18 protein-coding genes are annotated in these 17,970 nt (G+C 45.6%); 7 read left to right on the forward strand and 11 right to left on the reverse strand.

What is annotated here, in order from left to right; translation table 11 throughout:
* Window positions 1-5: 5 nt before the first annotated feature.
* The 6 genes from mltB to lipA all read left to right on the forward strand — a co-directional run bounded on the left by mltB (window position 6) and on the right by lipA (window position 5,325).
* Window positions 6-1,082: a lytic murein transglycosylase B gene (gene mltB, locus KFE26_RS00655; RefSeq protein WP_105251681.1), complete on the forward strand. Its 1,077-nt coding sequence runs from the start codon at window positions 6-8 to the stop codon at window positions 1,080-1,082.
* A complete protein-coding gene (locus KFE26_RS00660) occupies window positions 1,066-1,911 on the forward strand; it encodes a septal ring lytic transglycosylase RlpA family protein (protein WP_212599339.1) in 846 nt (281 codons plus the stop codon). Before mltB ends, KFE26_RS00660 begins: the two co-directional genes overlap by 17 nt.
* 141 nt (window positions 1,912-2,052) lie before the next feature.
* A complete protein-coding gene (locus KFE26_RS00665) occupies window positions 2,053-3,228 on the forward strand; it encodes a serine hydrolase (RefSeq protein WP_028761483.1) in 1,176 nt (391 codons plus the stop codon).
* A 121-nt stretch (window positions 3,229-3,349) separates the two neighbouring features.
* A complete protein-coding gene (gene ybeD, locus KFE26_RS00670; RefSeq protein ID WP_006082758.1) occupies window positions 3,350-3,616 on the forward strand; it encodes a DUF493 family protein YbeD in 267 nt (88 codons plus the stop codon).
* Between the two features lie 93 nt (window positions 3,617-3,709).
* Window positions 3,710-4,363: a lipoyl(octanoyl) transferase LipB gene (lipB, locus tag KFE26_RS00675; protein ID WP_173243224.1), complete on the forward strand. Its 654-nt coding sequence runs from the start codon at window positions 3,710-3,712 to the stop codon at window positions 4,361-4,363.
* Entirely contained in the window at window positions 4,360-5,325 is a 966-nt protein-coding gene (gene lipA / locus KFE26_RS00680; RefSeq protein WP_028761485.1) for a lipoyl synthase, read from the forward strand. Before lipB ends, lipA begins: the two co-directional genes overlap by 4 nt.
* 188 nt (window positions 5,326-5,513) lie before the next feature.
* On the opposite strand, the gene rimI is transcribed toward lipA, so the two are convergent.
* Together rimI and KFE26_RS00690 are read right to left on the reverse strand one after the other, a co-directional pair.
* Window positions 5,514-6,101 (reverse strand): ribosomal protein S18-alanine N-acetyltransferase, encoded by a 588-nt coding sequence (rimI, locus tag KFE26_RS00685; RefSeq protein ID WP_409437970.1) that lies wholly within the window; start codon window positions 6,099-6,101, stop codon window positions 5,514-5,516.
* Between the two features lie 47 nt (window positions 6,102-6,148).
* Entirely contained in the window at window positions 6,149-6,514 is a 366-nt protein-coding gene (locus KFE26_RS00690) for a hypothetical protein (RefSeq protein ID WP_028761487.1), read from the reverse strand.
* A gap of 243 nt (window positions 6,515-6,757) precedes the next feature.
* Here KFE26_RS00690 and dpsA point away from each other — a divergent pair, with 243 nt between their 5' ends.
* The gene (dpsA, locus tag KFE26_RS00695; protein WP_028761488.1) at window positions 6,758-7,225 is read left to right on the forward strand and encodes a DNA starvation/stationary phase protection protein DpsA; all 468 of its coding nucleotides are present in this window, start codon (window positions 6,758-6,760) and stop codon (window positions 7,223-7,225) included.
* Between the two features lie 93 nt (window positions 7,226-7,318).
* Here dpsA and KFE26_RS00700 read toward each other — a convergent pair whose 3' ends face one another.
* The 9 genes from KFE26_RS00700 to KFE26_RS00740 form a co-directional block, all read right to left on the reverse strand.
* On the reverse strand, window positions 7,319-8,575 hold the full coding sequence (locus KFE26_RS00700) for a DUF1624 domain-containing protein (RefSeq protein WP_212599340.1): 1,257 nt from the start codon (window positions 8,573-8,575) through the stop codon (window positions 7,319-7,321).
* On the reverse strand, window positions 8,565-10,736 hold the full coding sequence (locus KFE26_RS00705) for a TonB-dependent siderophore receptor (protein ID WP_212599341.1): 2,172 nt from the start codon (window positions 10,734-10,736) through the stop codon (window positions 8,565-8,567). The genes KFE26_RS00700 and KFE26_RS00705 overlap by 11 nt, the downstream gene beginning before the upstream one ends.
* 85 nt (window positions 10,737-10,821) lie before the next feature.
* The gene (locus KFE26_RS00710) at window positions 10,822-11,112 is read right to left on the reverse strand and encodes a DUF2607 family protein (RefSeq protein WP_028761491.1); all 291 of its coding nucleotides are present in this window, start codon (window positions 11,110-11,112) and stop codon (window positions 10,822-10,824) included.
* 154 nt (window positions 11,113-11,266) lie between these two features.
* Window positions 11,267-12,268: a siderophore ABC transporter substrate-binding protein gene (locus KFE26_RS00715; RefSeq protein WP_212599342.1), complete on the reverse strand. Its 1,002-nt coding sequence runs from the start codon at window positions 12,266-12,268 to the stop codon at window positions 11,267-11,269.
* On the reverse strand, window positions 12,265-13,047 hold the full coding sequence (locus tag KFE26_RS00720; RefSeq protein WP_011791040.1) for an ABC transporter ATP-binding protein: 783 nt from the start codon (window positions 13,045-13,047) through the stop codon (window positions 12,265-12,267). The genes KFE26_RS00715 and KFE26_RS00720 overlap by 4 nt, the downstream gene beginning before the upstream one ends.
* Complete coding sequence (locus KFE26_RS00725) at window positions 13,044-13,994, reverse strand: iron chelate uptake ABC transporter family permease subunit (RefSeq protein WP_041420603.1); 951 nt, start codon at window positions 13,992-13,994, stop codon at window positions 13,044-13,046. The genes KFE26_RS00720 and KFE26_RS00725 overlap by 4 nt, the downstream gene beginning before the upstream one ends.
* The gene (locus KFE26_RS00730; protein ID WP_287480675.1) at window positions 13,991-14,932 is read right to left on the reverse strand and encodes an ABC transporter permease; all 942 of its coding nucleotides are present in this window, start codon (window positions 14,930-14,932) and stop codon (window positions 13,991-13,993) included. The genes KFE26_RS00725 and KFE26_RS00730 overlap by 4 nt, the downstream gene beginning before the upstream one ends.
* A gap of 72 nt (window positions 14,933-15,004) precedes the next feature.
* The gene (locus KFE26_RS00735) at window positions 15,005-15,715 is read right to left on the reverse strand and encodes a TetR/AcrR family transcriptional regulator (RefSeq protein WP_212599343.1); all 711 of its coding nucleotides are present in this window, start codon (window positions 15,713-15,715) and stop codon (window positions 15,005-15,007) included.
* A 92-nt stretch (window positions 15,716-15,807) separates the two neighbouring features.
* Entirely contained in the window at window positions 15,808-17,925 is a 2,118-nt protein-coding gene (locus KFE26_RS00740; RefSeq protein ID WP_212599344.1) for a TonB-dependent receptor, read from the reverse strand.
* Window positions 17,926-17,970: the final 45 nt, after the last annotated feature.

The following is a 17,970-nucleotide window of genomic DNA, read 5'->3' on the forward strand; positions in this document are numbered from 1 at the left end:
TTTTTATGCCTACTCTCCGAGCTTATTTGGCTCCACTCGGTTTACTGTGTTTAAGTTCATGCTTAGTCGCATGCACCACGGCAAATGAACCGACACCCGCGCAGGCACCCGCTTCAAGCACCCCAGTGGCTCCCGCAGTGGATAAAGTACTAGTACCCGCAACTCCCGCTGAGCTCAAAGAAGAGTTTATCCAAGCTCAAGTAAAACAAGGTTTTACTCGGACAGAAGTGCTCGCTTTTCTAGACAAAGCAAAATATAACCAAGGGGTTATCGATGCGATGACCCGTCCATGGGAAGCAAAACCTTGGCATGTGTATTACCCGATTTTTTTAACAGAAAAACGTCTTGATGCTGGGCTCGCTTTTTGGAAAAAACACGAGAAAACCATTGCTAAAGCGGCGGCTAAGTACCAAGTCGACCCACAGATTATCGTTGCCATTATTGGGATTGAAACCTTTTACGGCCAGTTCACAGGTAATTACCCTGTAATTGATTCCCTCTATACCTTAGGTTTTCACTATCCGCCTCGCGCCACCTTTTTCCGCAAGGAATTTGGTGAGTTGATGAAATTAGTCAAAGAAGAGCACTTAGATATCAATACCCTCAAAGGCTCCTATGCGGGTGCCATGGGTTATGGACAGTTTATTCCCTCAAGTTACCGCCATTACGCCGTCGATTTCGATAACAGTGGTAACCGCGATTTATTGCAAAGCCCAGAGGATGCGATTGGCAGTGTCGCCAATTATTTCCATGAACACGGTTGGCAAGCCAATGCACCCGTTGCTTTACCGCTGGTCAATAGCAGCCAAACAGCGCCAAAAGCGAAAGTATGGGCAGGCGAAAAGCTCAATTATAAAGTCGCCAATATTCTAACGCCAACCTTGTCCTTGGCTGATGCGAGGGACTTGGATGTCTCGCAAAAAGCCTTACTCATTAAACTGGAACAAGCCGATCACGATGATTATTGGCTTGGCTTAAACAATTTTTATGTAATCACTCGCTATAATCGCAGTCCTTTGTATTCAATGGCCGTTTATCAATTTAGCCAACAATTAAAGGAACAGCATGCCGCTAAAAAATAATCTTTTACAGCTTGTCGCTTTGGTTGCGTGCTTCACACTTGTTGCGTGTTCTTCGAGCCCAAACCAAGCTAGCTCCAGCACAAACAAAAAAAATATGGACCCCAACAAGGGGCGCTATTCGCTAAAGAATGACAAGCTGCCACTCAATCCACCCAATGTGGACCATGTGCCAAATGCCAAGCCTAAGTACGAGCCCTATAGTCGCCGCGGTAACAAGCCCTATACGGTTTACGGCGAGTCTTACACTGTGATGAACACAGGCCAAGGTTTTAGTGAAACGGGCCGTGCCTCATGGTACGGTGAAAAATTTCATGGCTATGAGACATCCAATGGCGAACCCTATGACATGTATTCCATGTCAGGTGCCCATAAAACGCTACCACTGCCAAGTTATGCTCGGATCACTAACTTAGATAACAATAAGCAAGTGATCATTCGTATCAACGATCGCGGGCCATTCCACTCAGACCGTATTCTCGACGTCTCCTACGCCGCCGCCTATAAACTCGGCATGCTCGGCAAAGGAACCGCGCGGATCAAACTCGATGTGGTGTATGTCGGCAGTGTCGCGGCCACTAATTCGGCTATTGCCAGCGCGCAAGATACAGGTAATCATTACATTCAGTTAGTCGCATCGAAAGATAAAGCCAAACTCAATACCATGGCGAAAAATCTGGAGCGAAAATATCAGGTAAAGACCCGTGTACAAGCCGCAAACAATATGTTTAGACTACAGCTCGGCCCCATAGGCCAACCTGAATTAGCAGACAAACTGCTCAATAACGTCCAGCAAAATGGGTTTCCTGAGGGCTATATAGTCCATGAGTAATCACTGTTTGCTCGGACCAGAATTGATTTAAAAATAGAGATGAAGGAACCTTCACTAAAACCCACAGTCAGAAAGTGGTACACTGTTGGAGATCTTCTCGAATCCTTTCCATTTAATACAACCAAAAGACGTGCCAAGTTAATGATGAATTTTGTAAAAAGTCCCATTAAAACATTGCTGCTAATTTCCAGTGTGTCTCTCCCCGTTTATGCTGCGCAGCCTATTATTACACCTGATGCACCAGCAGTGGCCGCCAAGGCTTTCGTCTTGATGGATTATAATTCGGGCCAGATTATCGCTGAGAGTAACGCTTATGAAAGCCTTAACCCAGCCAGCTTAACTAAAATGATGACCAGTTATGTCATAGGTCAAGAAATCAAAGCGGGCAATGTCTCGGTCGATGATGATGTGACTATCAGTAAAAATGCCTGGTCTAAAAACTTCTCTGACTCCTCTAAGATGTTCATTGAAGTTGGAACTACCGTTAAAGTCGGGGATTTAAACCGCGGTATCATCATCCAATCGGGTAACGATGCGTGTGTAGCTATGGCAGAGCATATCGCTGGCACCGAAGGCGCCTTCGTTGACATGATGAACTCATGGACAAAACAGCTGGGTATGCGTGATAGCTACTTCGAAAACTCCCATGGATTAGACTCAGAAAACCACAAAACAACTGCCTATGATATGGCATTGTTAGGTGCAGCCTTAATCCGCGACGTTCCAGAAGAATACCGCATCTATAGCGAAAAATTTTATACCTTCAACGGTATCAAACAATATAACCGTAATGGTTTGTTGTGGGATAACAGCATGAGCGTGGACGGTATCAAGACAGGCCACACCTCTGGTGCAGGTTACAACTTAGTCGCATCTGCAACCAAAGACGGCATGCGTTTGATTTCTGTGGTTCTGGGTACTCAAAGTGAATCAGCCCGTAAAGCTGAAAGTAAAAAGTTACTGACCTATGGCTTCCGTTTCTTTGAAACTGTCACGCCATACAAAGCGGGTGATAGCTTCACAACCCAACAAATATGGTACGGTGACAAGAGCACTGTTGATTTAGGCGTCGCAACTGATACACCTATTACGATCAGCCGTGGCCGCGGTAAAGACTTGAAAGCAAACTTCGAATTGACTAAGCCATTAGATGCACCGTTGAAAAAAGGTGAAACTGTAGGCCGTCTATTCTTCCAACTAGATGGTAAAGACATTGCCCAGTTCCCACTGGTGACGTTGCAAGAAGTCAACGAAGGTAGCTGGTTTAGTAAATTAGTCGATTACTTTAAGCAGATGTTTTCTGGATGGTTTAGCTAAGCTAAGTCCCATAAATAAAGCCACCCTAGGGTGGCTTTATTTTTTTGGGGAGTGCATCGCCCTTGAATCGGGTATAATCGCCACCATATATATCCCAATATAGCCGCTAAGAGTACTGAGTATGTTAGACACTAAATTTGATGAACTGATGGATTTCCCTTGCGCATTTCCTTTTAAGGTCGTCGGTGAAGCCCACGAAACGCTAACTGACAAAGTCGTGGCTGTGGTACAAAAACATGCACCGGGTGATTATTCACCTTCGACAAAAACGTCGAGCAAAGGTAGCTATCACTCCATTACTATCCGCGTGACAGTGACCAGCAAAGACCATATCGAAATTTTGTACACTGAACTTGCCGCCATCGAAGGCGTACGCCGCGTACTATAAATATTCCTCAAGGCCATGAAATGTGATCTGTCTTACATTTATGGTCAAGAGGCGTATAATAGCGCCACTCAATTCTAAGGGGAGAGGTTGCCCTTGCAAGACACGACTTTGCACATTCGGCATCTTGGAAAACAAGATTACGAATCAGTGTGGCATGCTATGCAGCACTACACTGACACGCGTAATAGTGAGAGCCCAGATGAGCTGTGGATAGTAGAACACCCACCCGTGTTTACCCAAGGCCAAGCTGGTAAAAGCGAGCATATTTTGAATGCTGGCGATATTCCTGTGATCCAAGTGGACCGTGGTGGCCAAGTCACTTACCACGGCCCTGGACAACTAGTGGTATATCCTCTTCTCGACATAAAACGTAGTAAAGTCGGCGTGCGTCAACTCGTTACTCATATAGAGCAAAGCATTGTCGATATGCTCGCCAAGTACGAAATTAACGCTTATGCCAAGGCCGATGCGCCGGGCGTATATGTGGACGAACGTAAAATTGCCTCCCTCGGATTACGCATCCGTAAAGGCTGTTCATTCCATGGATTAGCCCTTAATGTCGATATGGATTTAGCACCATTTCGCCGTATCAACCCTTGTGGTTATGCCGGTCTTGAAATGGTGCAATGCAAAGCACTTGGCGGACCACAAACCGTGATTGAAGCGGGCGAGCAACTTACTATTACTTTTAGCCAATTACTGGGCTATCAACACCTAGTTCATCATCAAGGATTAGCAGCGTCATGAATAGGCCTGAACGTTTACAACCCGGAGTAAAACTAAGAGATGCCGATAAAGTGTCTCGTATTCCGGTCAAAATCGTCCCATCAGAGCGCGACACTATGTTGCGTAAACCCGATTGGTTACGGGTTAAACTGCCGGCATCGAATCAACGCATTTTAGACATCAAGCAAGCGCTGCGTAAAAATGGCCTGCACTCTGTCTGTGAAGAAGCCTCTTGCCCTAACCTCGCTGAATGCTTCAACCACGGCACAGCAACCTTTATGATTTTGGGTGCGATTTGTACTCGTCGTTGCCCATTCTGCGACGTGGCCCATGGTCGTCCGCTTAAGCCTGATGCTGAAGAGCCAGTTAAATTGGCGCAAACTATCCGCGATATGAAGCTAAAATATGTGGTGATTACCTCTGTAGATCGTGACGATTTACGTGATGGTGGCGCCCAGCATTTTGCTGATTGTATCCGTGAGATCCGCAAACTTAATCCGGACATCAAGATCGAAACCTTAGTGCCTGATTTCCGTGGTCGTATCGATGCTGCCTTAGATATTTTATCGACTGAGCCGCCTGATGTGTTTAACCACAACTTAGAAACGGCGCCCATGCATTATCGTAAAGCGCGCCCAGGTGCGAATTACCAATGGTCGCTCGATCTGCTAAAACGCTTTAAAGAACGTCATCCAAATGTGCCCACTAAATCAGGCCTGATGATGGGACTGGGTGAAACCAACGAAGAGATCGCTCAAGTACTGCGTGATCTGCGTGAACATAAAGTTGAAATGCTGACCTTAGGCCAATACCTACAGCCGTCTAAGTTCCATTTGCCGGTTGAACGTTATGTGCCACCAGCAGAGTTTGACGAGCTTAAAGCCTTAGCCGATGAGTTAGGTTTTACCCATGCAGCCTGTGGCCCATTAGTGCGCTCAAGCTACCATGCAGACTTGCAGGCCCAAGGTAAAGAAGTGAAATAACCTTTTTGCTTAGATGCAGATAACCTTGATGCAAACTTCAGATGATGCTGAGTTTTAGTGATATAGAGTTCAGGGTTATTAAAATAGAAAAACAGCGCTTAGGCGCTGTTTTTTATTGCCTGTTTTTATGACTGTTGTTTATGAAGAGTGATTCGTATAGCTGTCGTTTTACGACATGAATGCTCAGCTTATTCTTGGGTTATCGCTAAATCCATCAAGATAGCATCTTCTTTACCGCCCTCTATCGGGTAGTAACCTTTACGTCGTCCCGATTCAATAAAGCCAGCCTGTTGATATAAAGCACGGGCGGCAAGATTAGACTCTCGCACTTCTAACATAAGCACCACAGCGCCCGATACCTTGGCCGATGCCATCACAGCCTTGAGTAATAACTTGCCGTAACCTTTGCCCTGCTGACTCGGTAATAGGCAAATATCCAATAAAGTCACTTCATCGATAATTTGCTGCACTATCGCAAACCCTAAAAGTCCTTCGATGTGATAAGTATCTGAATCCGAATCGACGTCAATATTTGCCTCAGTATTTGCACCTACATCTAAGTGAGCACTCAGCTTTAAACCTAGGACACGGTACAAGTGACCAAAACAATCGGCAAGATTCCCCTCGCTCATGGGATGGCTATGGGCCAAGGATTCAAGCTGCGCCATTTGGGGAACATCTTCAAGCGTGAGAGCCACAAGCTCAACAGGCAAACCTACTGTCAATTGTGCTGCGAATGGTGTCGTGAATAGACTATCTACTGGTGGGATGTTCAACGCTGGTATTCCAAAGTATTGGTTATTAATGTATTTACGAGTAAAGCTTAAGACTTGCTTGGCGCTTGGCCGCTAACTTGGTCGCGCCATTGGTAAATCTGCTGCCAGAGCGCGCTTTTAGCCTGCCAACCCACTAATAAATCGGCCAACGGCTCAGACACTAACCATGCGGTACGTGGCCTGACTTTGTGACGTCGCAGATCCCAAACGATCTGTTTACCCGTATGGGGCTCACAGTCAAAATCACATTCGTCACGCTTTATGTCGATAAGCGTTAGCACAGCGTCAATAAGCGGCTCTGCTTCTGGTAACTCACCATTTTCATCCCAAATCACTAAATAAGGTTTCACCTTAGTGTCGCGCACTCGCCAAGTTGTCACATTCATGGCGGTTAAATAGGCTGATTTATTCATTAGGGTCAGTTTTATTCAATTAAAGTATCGACTCACAATATGCCGCTAGGATAGCAGTTCTGCCATGGCATTGTTACTGCAGCACGGCGAAAGGAGATGATATCAGGCTTTATCGATTACGAGATTTAACACTCGAAAGTTCAATCGAATTTATAGATTTACAGAATCTAATTTACTCATTTTACATTTAATATCAGAAGATTAGACTAAACACACTCAGTAAGACAATAGAAGGAAAACGCCATGATTAACATAGGTATCAATCAAGCTCACAGAGAAGAAATCGCCGCAGGGCTAAACCAACTATTGGCCGACAGCTACAGTCTTTACCTTAAGACCCATAGCTTTCACTGGAACGTTACTGGCCCAATGTTCACTAGCTTACACTTGCTATTTGAACAGCAGTATACCGAACTTGCCCTTGCGGTCGACCTTATCGCAGAGCGTGTACGTGCATTAGGTGCCAGAGCACTCGGCTCATATTCAGCCTATGCCGCGCTGACCGAGATAAAAGAAGATCAAGGTGTCACTCAAGCCGAAACCATGATCCGCGAACTATTAAGCGATCAGGAACTGGTGATCCGCAATGCCAGAGCCTTGTATCCGCTGGTGAATCAAGCGAATGATGAAGCGACTGCGGACTTGCTCACCCAGCGCATCCAACTGCATGAGAAAAATGCCTGGATGCTACGCAGCTTACTCGCAGAATAATCGCTAAATAGATGATTGCTCTAACCAAAACAAAAAGTCGCCAAGTAAACACTTGGCGACTTTTGCATTTAAAGCTTGATCAAACAGAATAGATTAGAGGTACTTAATCCAAGCCTGAGTGCTGTGTTTTTTATACTCGCTAAACCGTTTAACGGGATAATACAATGCGATGGCTAACACGCCCGCGATAAACCAAACCCATCCTATATTGCTCACGCCAAAGTACTCACCATGGTTTACGCCAAAGATGAATTTCGCTAAAGTATACAGCAGTAACAGCGCGTACAAATGCAAGATATAGAAGAACATAGGCACTGAGCCAAACACAGACAACCCATGGCCCACTCGCGCTAATATCCCATCCACTTTCCCACTTGATGCAAAATACCGCTCAAAGGCCACTAAGCAAAAAAACATGCCGCCTAAGGTCACCAGTAAAAAGCTTAATGATGGCGGGTATTTCGTTAAATTGAATACCGACATCAAGGTTTCACCCAAATGTGCCCCCGACTGCCAAGGCAAGGTTTCGCCATAAAGGTTAAACCCACGTAGCACCGCAAAAAGTACCCAACAGCTGATCCCTACAAACAGCAGCTTTTGCTGGCGAGCCGATGCATCAAGATGGCTTCCGTTCGGCTTATTACTAAAAAGTGGCCCTGCAACATAACCCAGTAAAATCACCCCAATCCAAGGCAGCACGGGATAACTCACCTTAACCCTAAGTGCACCTTCGCTGACGAGATAACCGCGGTCGTGCAATATGGTCCACAGACCGTAAGCCCACTCACTGGGCTGAAAACCAATTGGCGTCAACAGATTATGGCCAAAAACAATCGCAAATCCTAAAAGGGCCATCCAAGGTCTAGGCAGGTTTATCAGCGCAGCGAGCGCTAACATACTCAGACCAATCACCCAAATCACCTGTAACCAAAGGGTGTAATAGCTGACCATCCAAGAGAGGTTAGAGAAGTTAATCACTAAAATTTCCAGCGCGATTAAAAACAGCCCGCGTTTAATCAAAAACATACGTGCTGAACGTGGCTCGCCATGGCTACGATTGGCATAAAGCCATGCAGAAACCCCGGTTAAGAACACAAAGACTGGCGCACAAAAATGGGCGGCAAAGCGACCCACAAAAAGCCCCCAAGAGGTCGAACTCAAATCCATAGGATCGCTCACCTGCATGTGAAAGAAAAACCGCTCCCGCACATGGTCGAGTAACATGATAAGCATCACGGCGCCGCGCATCATATCGATACTATTAATCCGGGTGCGGCCAATAGAACGACCCCGTTCTTGCTCGGCAAAACCTGAAGATAACGCTGGGTTAGCACTGATATTAGAACTCATAGCTGACACTCACTTTAATGCTACGTGGCTCACCCGGCACGGCCCAAAGAGCGGAATAGCTACTCGCGATGTAATGTTCATCCAGTAAGTTATCCAGATTCACTCCAAGGCTTAAGTTGTCGCTTAAGTGGGTGTTCATAAACACCCCAAGTAACTGATAAGAAGGCAATTGAAAACTAGGATCGGCAGAATCGCCGAGGCGCGCATCCACATAACGCCAGCTAAGCCCTAGATGACCATCAATAGAAAGCCGATTCAAATCCTGTTTCAGAATCACACTCGCGGTATGCTTTGGCACATTCACCAGTGGACTACCTGCAGGAATGAGCACGCCCCAATCAGGATTCAAGCTGTCATTGGCGGTACGGGTATTAAGATAGGCATAGGATAATTTTGCTTGTAAATCCTCCGTCAGTTCGGCGGCTAAATCGAGTTCAACCCCGCTACTTTTAGCTTTACCTAAGGTGGCAGAAAAACCAACATTGATAGGATCTGAGGTCAAGATATTGCTCTTTTGGGCATCGAACACGGCTAAACTACCGTTTATAGGAAGATCGTTTAACCAAGTACCATTAAACTTCATCCCCAGTTCAACCGACTGACTCTCTTCCGCTTCGAAGGGCTTACCCGCAAAGTCAGTTCCAGAAAGCGGTAAAAAGCCTTCAGAATATGAACTATAGAAACTTAAGGCATCGGACCATAAATACACCAGACCTACCTTGGGGCTGACTCGACTATCGGTTTGCTCTGACAGAGTATCTTTCGCGACTTCACTGATATCTTGCTGATAACTATCGAACCTTAGCCCAAGGTGCAACTTCCACTTTTCTGTTAAATCCATTTGATCTTGCAGATAGGTCCCCCACGCCTTTTGAGTCTCGTTATTCTCATACAACAAACTCACCTCTGGCTGAGGCCCACCGTATTGAGGGGTATAGATATCGATGGCGTATTCACCTTTTTTGCCCCGATAACGATATAGCCCCGTCTTCAAATTGTAGTGATAGGCATCGGCACCGAGCAGCAAATTATGACGAATAAAACCCGTATCCACATGACCACTTAACTCTAGACGCAGCGAATTATCCTCAGAGGCGTAGTCACGATATCTGTGCTGCCTAGTCAGCGTGCGACCATCATCAAATAGCGATTGCCGCCCCTTTGCTAACTCAGCATCAGACGAATAACCCTTCAAGCTAGAGTCTCGGTAGTTATAGCCAGCAGTTAATGACCAATCATCATTTAATTCATAGTCATAGGTCAGCTGATGCCCTGTGGCATTCACCTCCGTTGCGCCATCATTAGGCTCACCTAAATAACGCGAGCGGGGTACGGTATTAATATCGTTATTGAGCACAATAATGCCGCGATCGAATAGCTGTTCCTGCTTGAGGTATTCCATTTCATACAACAAGGAAGCTTTTTCGGAAATCTGCCAACGCACAGACGGCGTAACGATTTTTTTATCGCTAAACACATAATCACGAAAACTATCGTGTTCCTGCCAAGCGCCATTAATCCGAAATGCCAAGTTATCGGTTAAACCTGAGGTCACATCACCTTCTAACCGATATTGGTCGAAACTCCCTGCCGATGCCTTTAAATAACCACTGGTTTGATACTGAGGTTTCTTAGTCACAATATTGACTGTGCCACCGGGCTCCGAGCGGCCATAAAGTGCCGAACCTGGGCCTTTTAAAATCTCGACATAGGCAACGTTTGATAAATCTCTATGACCACTAAAACCTCGGCCACCATTAAAGCCATTGATTAAATACCCCGATGGCATGTTTTCGTTGCCCGGAAAGCCGCGTAGGGAAAAACTATCCCATAAACCACCGCCATTGTTTTGCCGCGCCACACTCGCGGAATAGTCCAGTACATCTTGAAACCGCGTCAGCCCCGCGTCTTTTATCAATTGCTCGTCTAACACACTGATCGCTTGGGGAAGTTCAGTTGAGGACACATTGCCACGATAGGCTTGGCGATAGTGGATACTTAAACGTTCAATATCAGTGTCAAGCACTGCGTCACTCACAGTATCAATAGCTTGTGAACTCGATTGACTGCTTTCTGCGGCCAACAGCATTGAAATAGGATTGAGCACAAACAAGGCACCCAGCAACAGCGCAGTGCGCTTAGGGACATAAAAAGAAGTCATTTTCACTCCGAAAATAAACAGCATCGGCGCCTTAGCTAAGCCAAGGCGCTCAAAGTTAATTAAGATAAATTGAATAAACAGTAACTTATGCTGTTATGGGCGGAGCACGACTATTGAAGAAACGACTAAAAGGTCGCTTAAAGGAAACGGCCTGAAACTCAACCGAGATATAACCCTGCTGAGCGAGTTGAAAATGAAAGGGTGTACTGGTTAGCGCATGTTGCAACTGGTGCTGATGTAAGCACAGCGAACAATTGGCCTTAGAGTCTTCACTAGCATGGGAAACACTGTGAACAGCAATGGCAACAGACAATAGCACCAATATGGCAGCAAGCCATATCGCTAGGGTGCGTCTTGTTTGTATCACACTATTCAAACCCTACTTCCTCAGATAATTTGGCAGGCGATTGTATGTTAAGCACTACTAAAGTTGCAAACCGATTTACCTAAGCCGTAGGGCTTAAATGTTACAAGAGGTAACTTATCTCATGAGTCATTAGCTATGCCGTCCATAGACTATTTGCAGTCTGCTACTTTACATAACCCTTTAACACATCATCAATCATGATATTAAGGGATGTTATTCCGGCCCCTGTTATATACCAAGCCTCTGGATCTACAAAGATGACATTCCCCGTCTTCCAAGCATTAGTCTCGCGCAATATAGGGTTATCTATAGACTGTTTATCCAATACAGGGCTTCGCTCCATCACTGCGGTTCTGTCGACGACATAAATAATGTCGGGATTGTTTTCAAGAATAAACTCGCTTGATACAGGTTGACCGTGCAATCCCATCTGCTCTGATAAGCTAGCGGGTTTAACCCCTAGTGCACTGTAAATGAAACCATAGCGAGAACGAATACCTAAAAATCGAAAAGCGCCATTATTATGTAGCACCACCAAGGCTTTTTCTGGCCTGTCCTTAATGACCATTCTGGCGGCTTGGATCTTAGTTTCCAGTTCATCCACTTTATGTTTTGCTAAGGTTTGCTTATCGAATAATTTACCCAGCATCAATAAGTGTTTTGTGACTATATCAAAGTAATCGCTGTTGCTGTCTTGATAATCAATATCCAAATGAATGGTTGGTGCCAAATTGGAAAGCGCTTGATAATGACTAGCTTGAACGGATGACATCAGCACCAAATCGGGTTTAAGTGCATAAATACGTTCCATATTGGGTTGAACGATAGCACCTAAATCAACGATATCACTATTGTTGCTGTAGTCTTTCAGGTAGTAAGGAACAAAATCCTTTGGCATACCGACAATGGGAATACCCAACTGTTCGAGATAGTCGACTTCATTCATATCTAGGGCCGCAACACGTACTGGCCGTTTTGTAATAACAGTAGTGCCCAGCTTATGCTCTACCTCTATCGGGGCAAACTCCAACTCAGCCGTTGAAGCACTCGTATCCGATGATGCAAGCTGTACTGATTCGGTTTTATTGTCGCAGGCCAGCAAAAAAGCCGAGCTAAATAACAGAATCGCTATCACTTTAGTCCCACTTCTACATTTCGACGTCACTTGTATTCTCCTTGTAAGTTGAAGTTGAAATAGTTACATACTGTTCCTTGACTCGTTTTCAGCACCTCAAGATCCAGTTCGTACAGTGCTTTTAGCCTTTGTGCTGTGACGACCTCTTCAACGGGTCCAGCGCAGTGCACAACGCCTTGCTTCATGCCGACAATATAGTCGGAGTAGTTCGCCGCAAAATTGATATCGTGAACCACTAACACTACCGTTCGTTTGTAATCGTCACACAGATGGCGAAGTGCCCGCATTATGCTAACGGCATGTTTCATATCCAGATTGTTGAGCGGTTCATCTAACAATAAATAATCCGTTTGCTGCGCAATCGCCATTGCCAGAAAAGCCATTTGGCGTTGTCCGCCGCTAAGTTCATCAATAAATACATTGGCTAATGACTCTAAAGCTAAAAACGACAGCGCTTCATCAATGGCGCGATGATCTTCCTTTGTGAGTGCCCCTTGGCTATAGGGAAAACGACCAAATGCCACTAACTCCCTGACCGTCAGGCGTAAATTGAGGCTGTTAAACTGACGCATGGTTGCCACTTGCTTGGCATAATCCTTCAAGGGAATATTGTGGATAGCAGTACCTTTGAGTAATACCTCGCCCTGCTGGATATTCAGTAACCGACCAATCGACATCAGTAAGGTACTTTTGCCGGCACCGTTAGGGCCGATAAGAGAAGTCATCTGATGTTCGGGAAATTGTGCAGTGACATTTTTTAGCACAGGTTTCGCGCCATAAGACTGATATAAGTTATTGACGGTTATCACACTGCGCTCCGAGGTTTAAGAATTAAGACAAAGAAATAGGCGCCACAAAATAGATTAATTAACAGCCCAACACTGGTTTGATAATTAAACAGATGCTCAACGAGCATTTGCGCGATTAGAAAAACCGAGATAGCAACGGCGCATCCTGTTATCAAAGTAAATGAGTGCGACGGATGCCTTGCCAGTGCATAGGCCATGTTCGCGACAAATATCCCCATAAAAGCAGTCGGCCCCACTAAACTGGTTGATATTGCGACCAATACCGCGATAAGACCCAATAGCAGGCGCACCACTTTTTGATAATCAATACCAAGAGAGATAGCTTGCTCCCGCCCCATCAGTAATACATCAAGTACAGCACGCACTCTCCAAGCGGCAATACACACGGCACTGACAAGTACTAGAGAGATAAGCAATTGCTCTGGTTGAGCGCGGTTGAACGACGCTAAGCTGTAGCTCTGGAAAATAGAAAACTCACCTGGACTGATAGAATATTGGATTAACTGAGTAAAACTGCCTAACACCACAGTGAGCACTAAGCCCACAAGCAGTAGGAAGAACACATCATGTCGATCTCCACTAAATAGCCAGCGGTGAATCACCATTGAGTAAAGCAACATCACCACGACTGAGACAAAGAAATTGCTGTTAGCGGTGATCAGAATACTGCTGCCCGTCCCTAAGATAAGGATCAACAGAGCCTGCAAAATCAAGTAAACCCCTTCATACCCCATGATAGATGGCGTTAAAATGCGATTTCCGGCTAAGGTCTGAAACAGTATCGAAGAAAACGCAATACAGACACCACCAAGGCAAATAGTGCCCAAACGCACCAATCGATTCGGTATGACATAGTCAAAATCAAAGCCTGAGCCCATCAATAAAAATGTGACTGCCAACATAATAGGCAGCCCCCAGCTCAAAAAACGCCATGCACTGTCTTTCATTTGATTTTCCAAACGATAACTAAAAATATGAGTCCACCTAAACAGCTTGCCGTTAGACCTATAGGAATTTCAAAGGGATACAAAATAATCCGACCAAGCAAGTCACAGATAATCAGAAGCGTTGCGCCAGCAAAGGCGATAATAGGCAAGGTACGTTTTAAATTATCGCCGTAACGCATAGCGACAAGATTAGGAATAATCAAACCAATAAATGGAATGCTCCCGACTGTGATAACTGTGGTCGCTATAGTCAGGGAAACCAGCACTAACCCTAAGATAACTAGGTTGAAATAACTCAGGCCTAGTGTGGTAGCCAAGCCTTCGCCCATTCCCACTATGGTAAAGCGCTGTGCATAAAGGTAGGTCAGTATGACCACGGGAAGGATCAGATAGATGATTTCGTAGTTGCCCTGCACGATTTTTGAAAAATCACCCAGCATCCATCCCTGCATACTCTGCATCATATTGTTTTGATAAGCATAAAGTTCCGCTATCGCACTGAGTACACTGCCAAACATAATCCCAATAATTGGAATGAGCACCGGACTCTTATACCGAATACCACGAATAATCAGAATAAAGGCTAAGCTCGCAAGCAGGCAAAAAACCAAAGCCCCCAACATTCTGGCGGTAACCCCCATACTCGGGGCATGAATGATTGAAATTAATATGCCTAGTTTGGCGGCATCAAGCCCGCCACAAGTAGCAGGTTCAACAAACTTGTTTTGCACAATCTGCTGTAATATCACGCCACAGACTGCGAGCCCGACACCTGAGCAAATCAAGGCAAAGAGCCGCGGCAGACGACTAGCAGATAACACCAACCAAACATCATCCGATAACGTCAGCATCTGCGCCACAGAGGCATACTTTGCGCCTAGCAGCAATGAGGCAAAACAAAGCACAAAAAAGCACGTCAGTGCATAAACCACCTTCACAAACTGATACTTCCTATACGCAATAAATCTTGTACTAATCTGCAGCCGCTATGAGGTTTTCATATCGACGCGCTATGTTTGAGCCTTATCAGATCCCCCTGCCTTTTGGGCATGGGTAACGGCAATACCCGCTAACACTAAGTCACGTTTTCGCTCCCACCATTTGCGAGCGCCCACCTTCATAATGTCTACCATCGCATTTATCTGCTCAGCTTTATCAGGGAGCTTGGTGGCTTCATCTTCCCAAATTGCGATAATTCGCTCTTTACGTGTCCGACCATCGGCTTCTGGTTTAGTGGTTGACCACCATCCCAAAAAGCACTCCCCCACCATGTCAACTAAGATATCAACGGCCAGCACTGCTTCATCGAGGGAGAAGCCTTTGCGTTGCAGCTTTTCGACCGATTCAGCAAAAGAACGTATACCCGATGACGGCGTAACACTGGCCTGATGAATAGATTCAGCGAGGCCAGGATGACGCTCATACAGTGCCCAAATGGCATCGGTCAATATGATCAATTCACTCCGCCAATCGGTGGCTGCTGGCGCTCGCCAGTCCAGCTCATTAATTGCAAGCTCAGCGGCAATGGAGATAACATCATTTCGACCTGTTACGTGATGGTAGAGGGAAGAATGATCGACCTTTAAATGCGCCGCTATAGCTGGGATAGTCGCTTGATCAACCCCAATCTCCAACGCAGCTCTGGCGATAGCCTCACGGGAAATACGACTAGGTCTGCCACGCTGGCGTTTTTGAGTGGGTTGATCCGGTACTTGTGTCATATCGATAAGGTTTCCAAGGCAAAAAAGCCATTCTAACCGCTCTTGCTACCCGCTGCATGGCAATACCCAATACAGCGGGTAGAAGCTAGCCGCTAAAACTTCGCCCTAACGCCCACGCCTATTTCTCGTGGTTCAAGTAAATATGCATCCACGCCTCCGGTACTTCTGTCAGCCATTTTTGCCACGGGTGCACGTTCATCCAGCAAATTGCGTGCATAAACAAAGGCTTCAAAATATTGGTTGATTTGATAGGAAGAATTCAGGTTTACCGTTGTGTAAGACCCCACTCTTAACTCAGGCTCATTGGTATCCGTTGAAAAGTATCCATCCGTATGGCGCACATCACCGCTCACTTTGATAGTGTCTGTGATTGAATAGTCAAACCCAACATTGAACATATATCCTGGCGCTTTACTAAACTCGTTGCCGACAAACTCCTCGCCACGGTAGTCATTAAATTCACTTATCTCAGTTTCAAGTAAACCCAACCCACCATATAGGCTAAAACTATCAACCACTTTAAAGTTCCAATCTAATTCAATCCCATAGCTTTGCGCTTCATCGGCATTAATAATGACAGAACCAAAGGGACGTCCATCGAGGTAATCAGTAACAGAACGTTGTGAATCCTTAAAGCGGGTGTAAAAGAGATTGCTATTTATGATTAAGCGCTGTTCAAGCAGATCGATACGGGTAAAAAGTTCATAGTTCCATGCCGATTCGGCATCGAATGTATAATATTCGCCGCCGCGGAAGTTAATGCCTGTGCCCCCAGGAATGTTACCTTCACTGATCGTAGCGCCGACCAAGACGTTATCTGTCAGATCATAGGACAGGGCAACCTTAGGTAATAACGCCGTAAACGTCTCTTCATATTGATGACGCACGTTTGGGATGTAGCTGGCAATACCATCGTGGCTAATTTCATCAGACTGATAACGGAGTGCGCTGGTGAATGCCCACTTAGGTGAGAAGCGCCATATGACTTCACCGTAGGGGGCAAAACTGGTATGTCTCAGGTCGGCGTCGGCATTACCAAATACGTTGTTCAGCTTGTTGTTGGTTTTATCATCCCAGTAGAAGACACCGGCAACCCCACTAAACTCTGAACTCTTGTCACCAAAGTTCAGCCTTATATCATTCGAAAAGTTTTCATTATCTCGTTTTGCGATCCCTTGATAAGGTGCTGCAAATCGATAATCAAACTGCCCTTCTGAATACTGCAGTTGGTTATGTAACTTCATCCCATTGTCGAACACATATTCAAGATCAAAAATCCCGACATGATTACTGACTTCTTGATTATCCTGAAAAATTGAACGATTTTCTAAGTCATCATAGGGTTCTGATACCACCTCATTTCTGGGACGTTTAGCCTCCGTGGAGGAATAAGTCAGCATGGCGGAAAAGTTGCTGTATTTTTCGGGTTCCCATAGCAACTTCGCCCGTAGATTTTGGTTTTTAAACTCAAAATCCAAATCATGGGCAGTAAACTCTGGGTTAACGTAATCAACAAAGGTATCTCTAGCACTGTAATCTGCGCTAATTCTTGCGGCAAAGTCATTACTGAGCGCACCAGATGCCATAACCGAAAAACGCTGCTTATTCCGACTGCCATAAAGTGCTTGCGCTGCAAATTCTGGCGTATAAGTGGGGTTATGGGTATGGATAACTACAGCGCCAGCAATACTGTTGGCTCCTTGACTGGTCGTTTGCGGACCACGGTAGACTTCAATAGACGACACATCCCACACGCCTGCGGCGCCTAAATCCAGTTCTGCGGGGCTCAGATATTTACCATCAACACTGATAGTAGCCCCGGGTACAGGCTTAGATAAGTAGGCATTACCCGCTGCTACAGGCCCTTTGGTATCCGTACCGCGGATAATGGGCGCATCGGTATTTCCGGCATAAATTAAATTTGGTGTACCGCCGAGAATTTCAGAAATCGTTGATTGGTCGACATTTTTCCTCAACTGTTCTTCGGTGATTACTGTCACTGAGCTCGCCGTTTCCTTCAGCGTCCGCTCGATTTTCTGACCGTAAACTGTGATAACTTCAATATTTCCCGCTGCATCTTTTTGCTTGGATTGCTTATCTGGAGCAGTTCCACTGTCAGCAATAGTTGAGCCTGAAATAGCGCTAAGCCCCAGCGCAAGAGAACCGATAACCCACTTTGATTGTGGGTAAAACTTACCAAATCGGGGCATGTGTAATAACTCCTTATACGAAAGATTTGTTGCCAATGAGAATAG

Source organism: Shewanella sp. M16 (assembly GCF_018224605.1).
GTDB classification, from domain to species: Bacteria; Pseudomonadota; Gammaproteobacteria; order Enterobacterales; family Shewanellaceae; genus Shewanella; species Shewanella oncorhynchi.

Excerpts from the sequence above, each read along its gene's own strand:
- KFE26_RS00660 (WP_212599339.1), top strand. The coding sequence starts at position 1,066 with ATGCCGCTAAAAAATAATCTTTTACAGCTTGTCGCTTTGGTTGCGTGC.
- KFE26_RS00735 (WP_212599343.1), bottom strand. The coding sequence starts at position 15,715 with ATGACACAAGTACCGGATCAACCCACTCAAAAACGCCAGCGTGGCAGA.
- KFE26_RS00700 (WP_212599340.1), bottom strand. The coding sequence starts at position 8,575 with ATGAGTTCTAATATCAGTGCTAACCCAGCGTTATCTTCAGGTTTTGCC.
- KFE26_RS00665 (WP_028761483.1), top strand. The coding sequence starts at position 2,053 with ATGATGAATTTTGTAAAAAGTCCCATTAAAACATTGCTGCTAATTTCC.
- dpsA (WP_028761488.1), top strand. The coding sequence starts at position 6,758 with ATGATTAACATAGGTATCAATCAAGCTCACAGAGAAGAAATCGCCGCA.
- KFE26_RS00725 (WP_041420603.1), bottom strand. The coding sequence starts at position 13,994 with ATGAAAGACAGTGCATGGCGTTTTTTGAGCTGGGGGCTGCCTATTATG.
- KFE26_RS00705 (WP_212599341.1), bottom strand. The coding sequence starts at position 10,736 with ATGACTTCTTTTTATGTCCCTAAGCGCACTGCGCTGTTGCTGGGTGCC.
- ybeD (WP_006082758.1), top strand. The coding sequence starts at position 3,350 with ATGTTAGACACTAAATTTGATGAACTGATGGATTTCCCTTGCGCATTT.
- KFE26_RS00690 (WP_028761487.1), bottom strand. The coding sequence starts at position 6,514 with ATGAATAAATCAGCCTATTTAACCGCCATGAATGTGACAACTTGGCGA.
- mltB (WP_105251681.1), top strand. The coding sequence starts at position 6 with ATGCCTACTCTCCGAGCTTATTTGGCTCCACTCGGTTTACTGTGTTTA.
- KFE26_RS00740 (WP_212599344.1), bottom strand. The coding sequence starts at position 17,925 with ATGCCCCGATTTGGTAAGTTTTACCCACAATCAAAGTGGGTTATCGGT.
- lipA (WP_028761485.1), top strand. The coding sequence starts at position 4,360 with ATGAATAGGCCTGAACGTTTACAACCCGGAGTAAAACTAAGAGATGCC.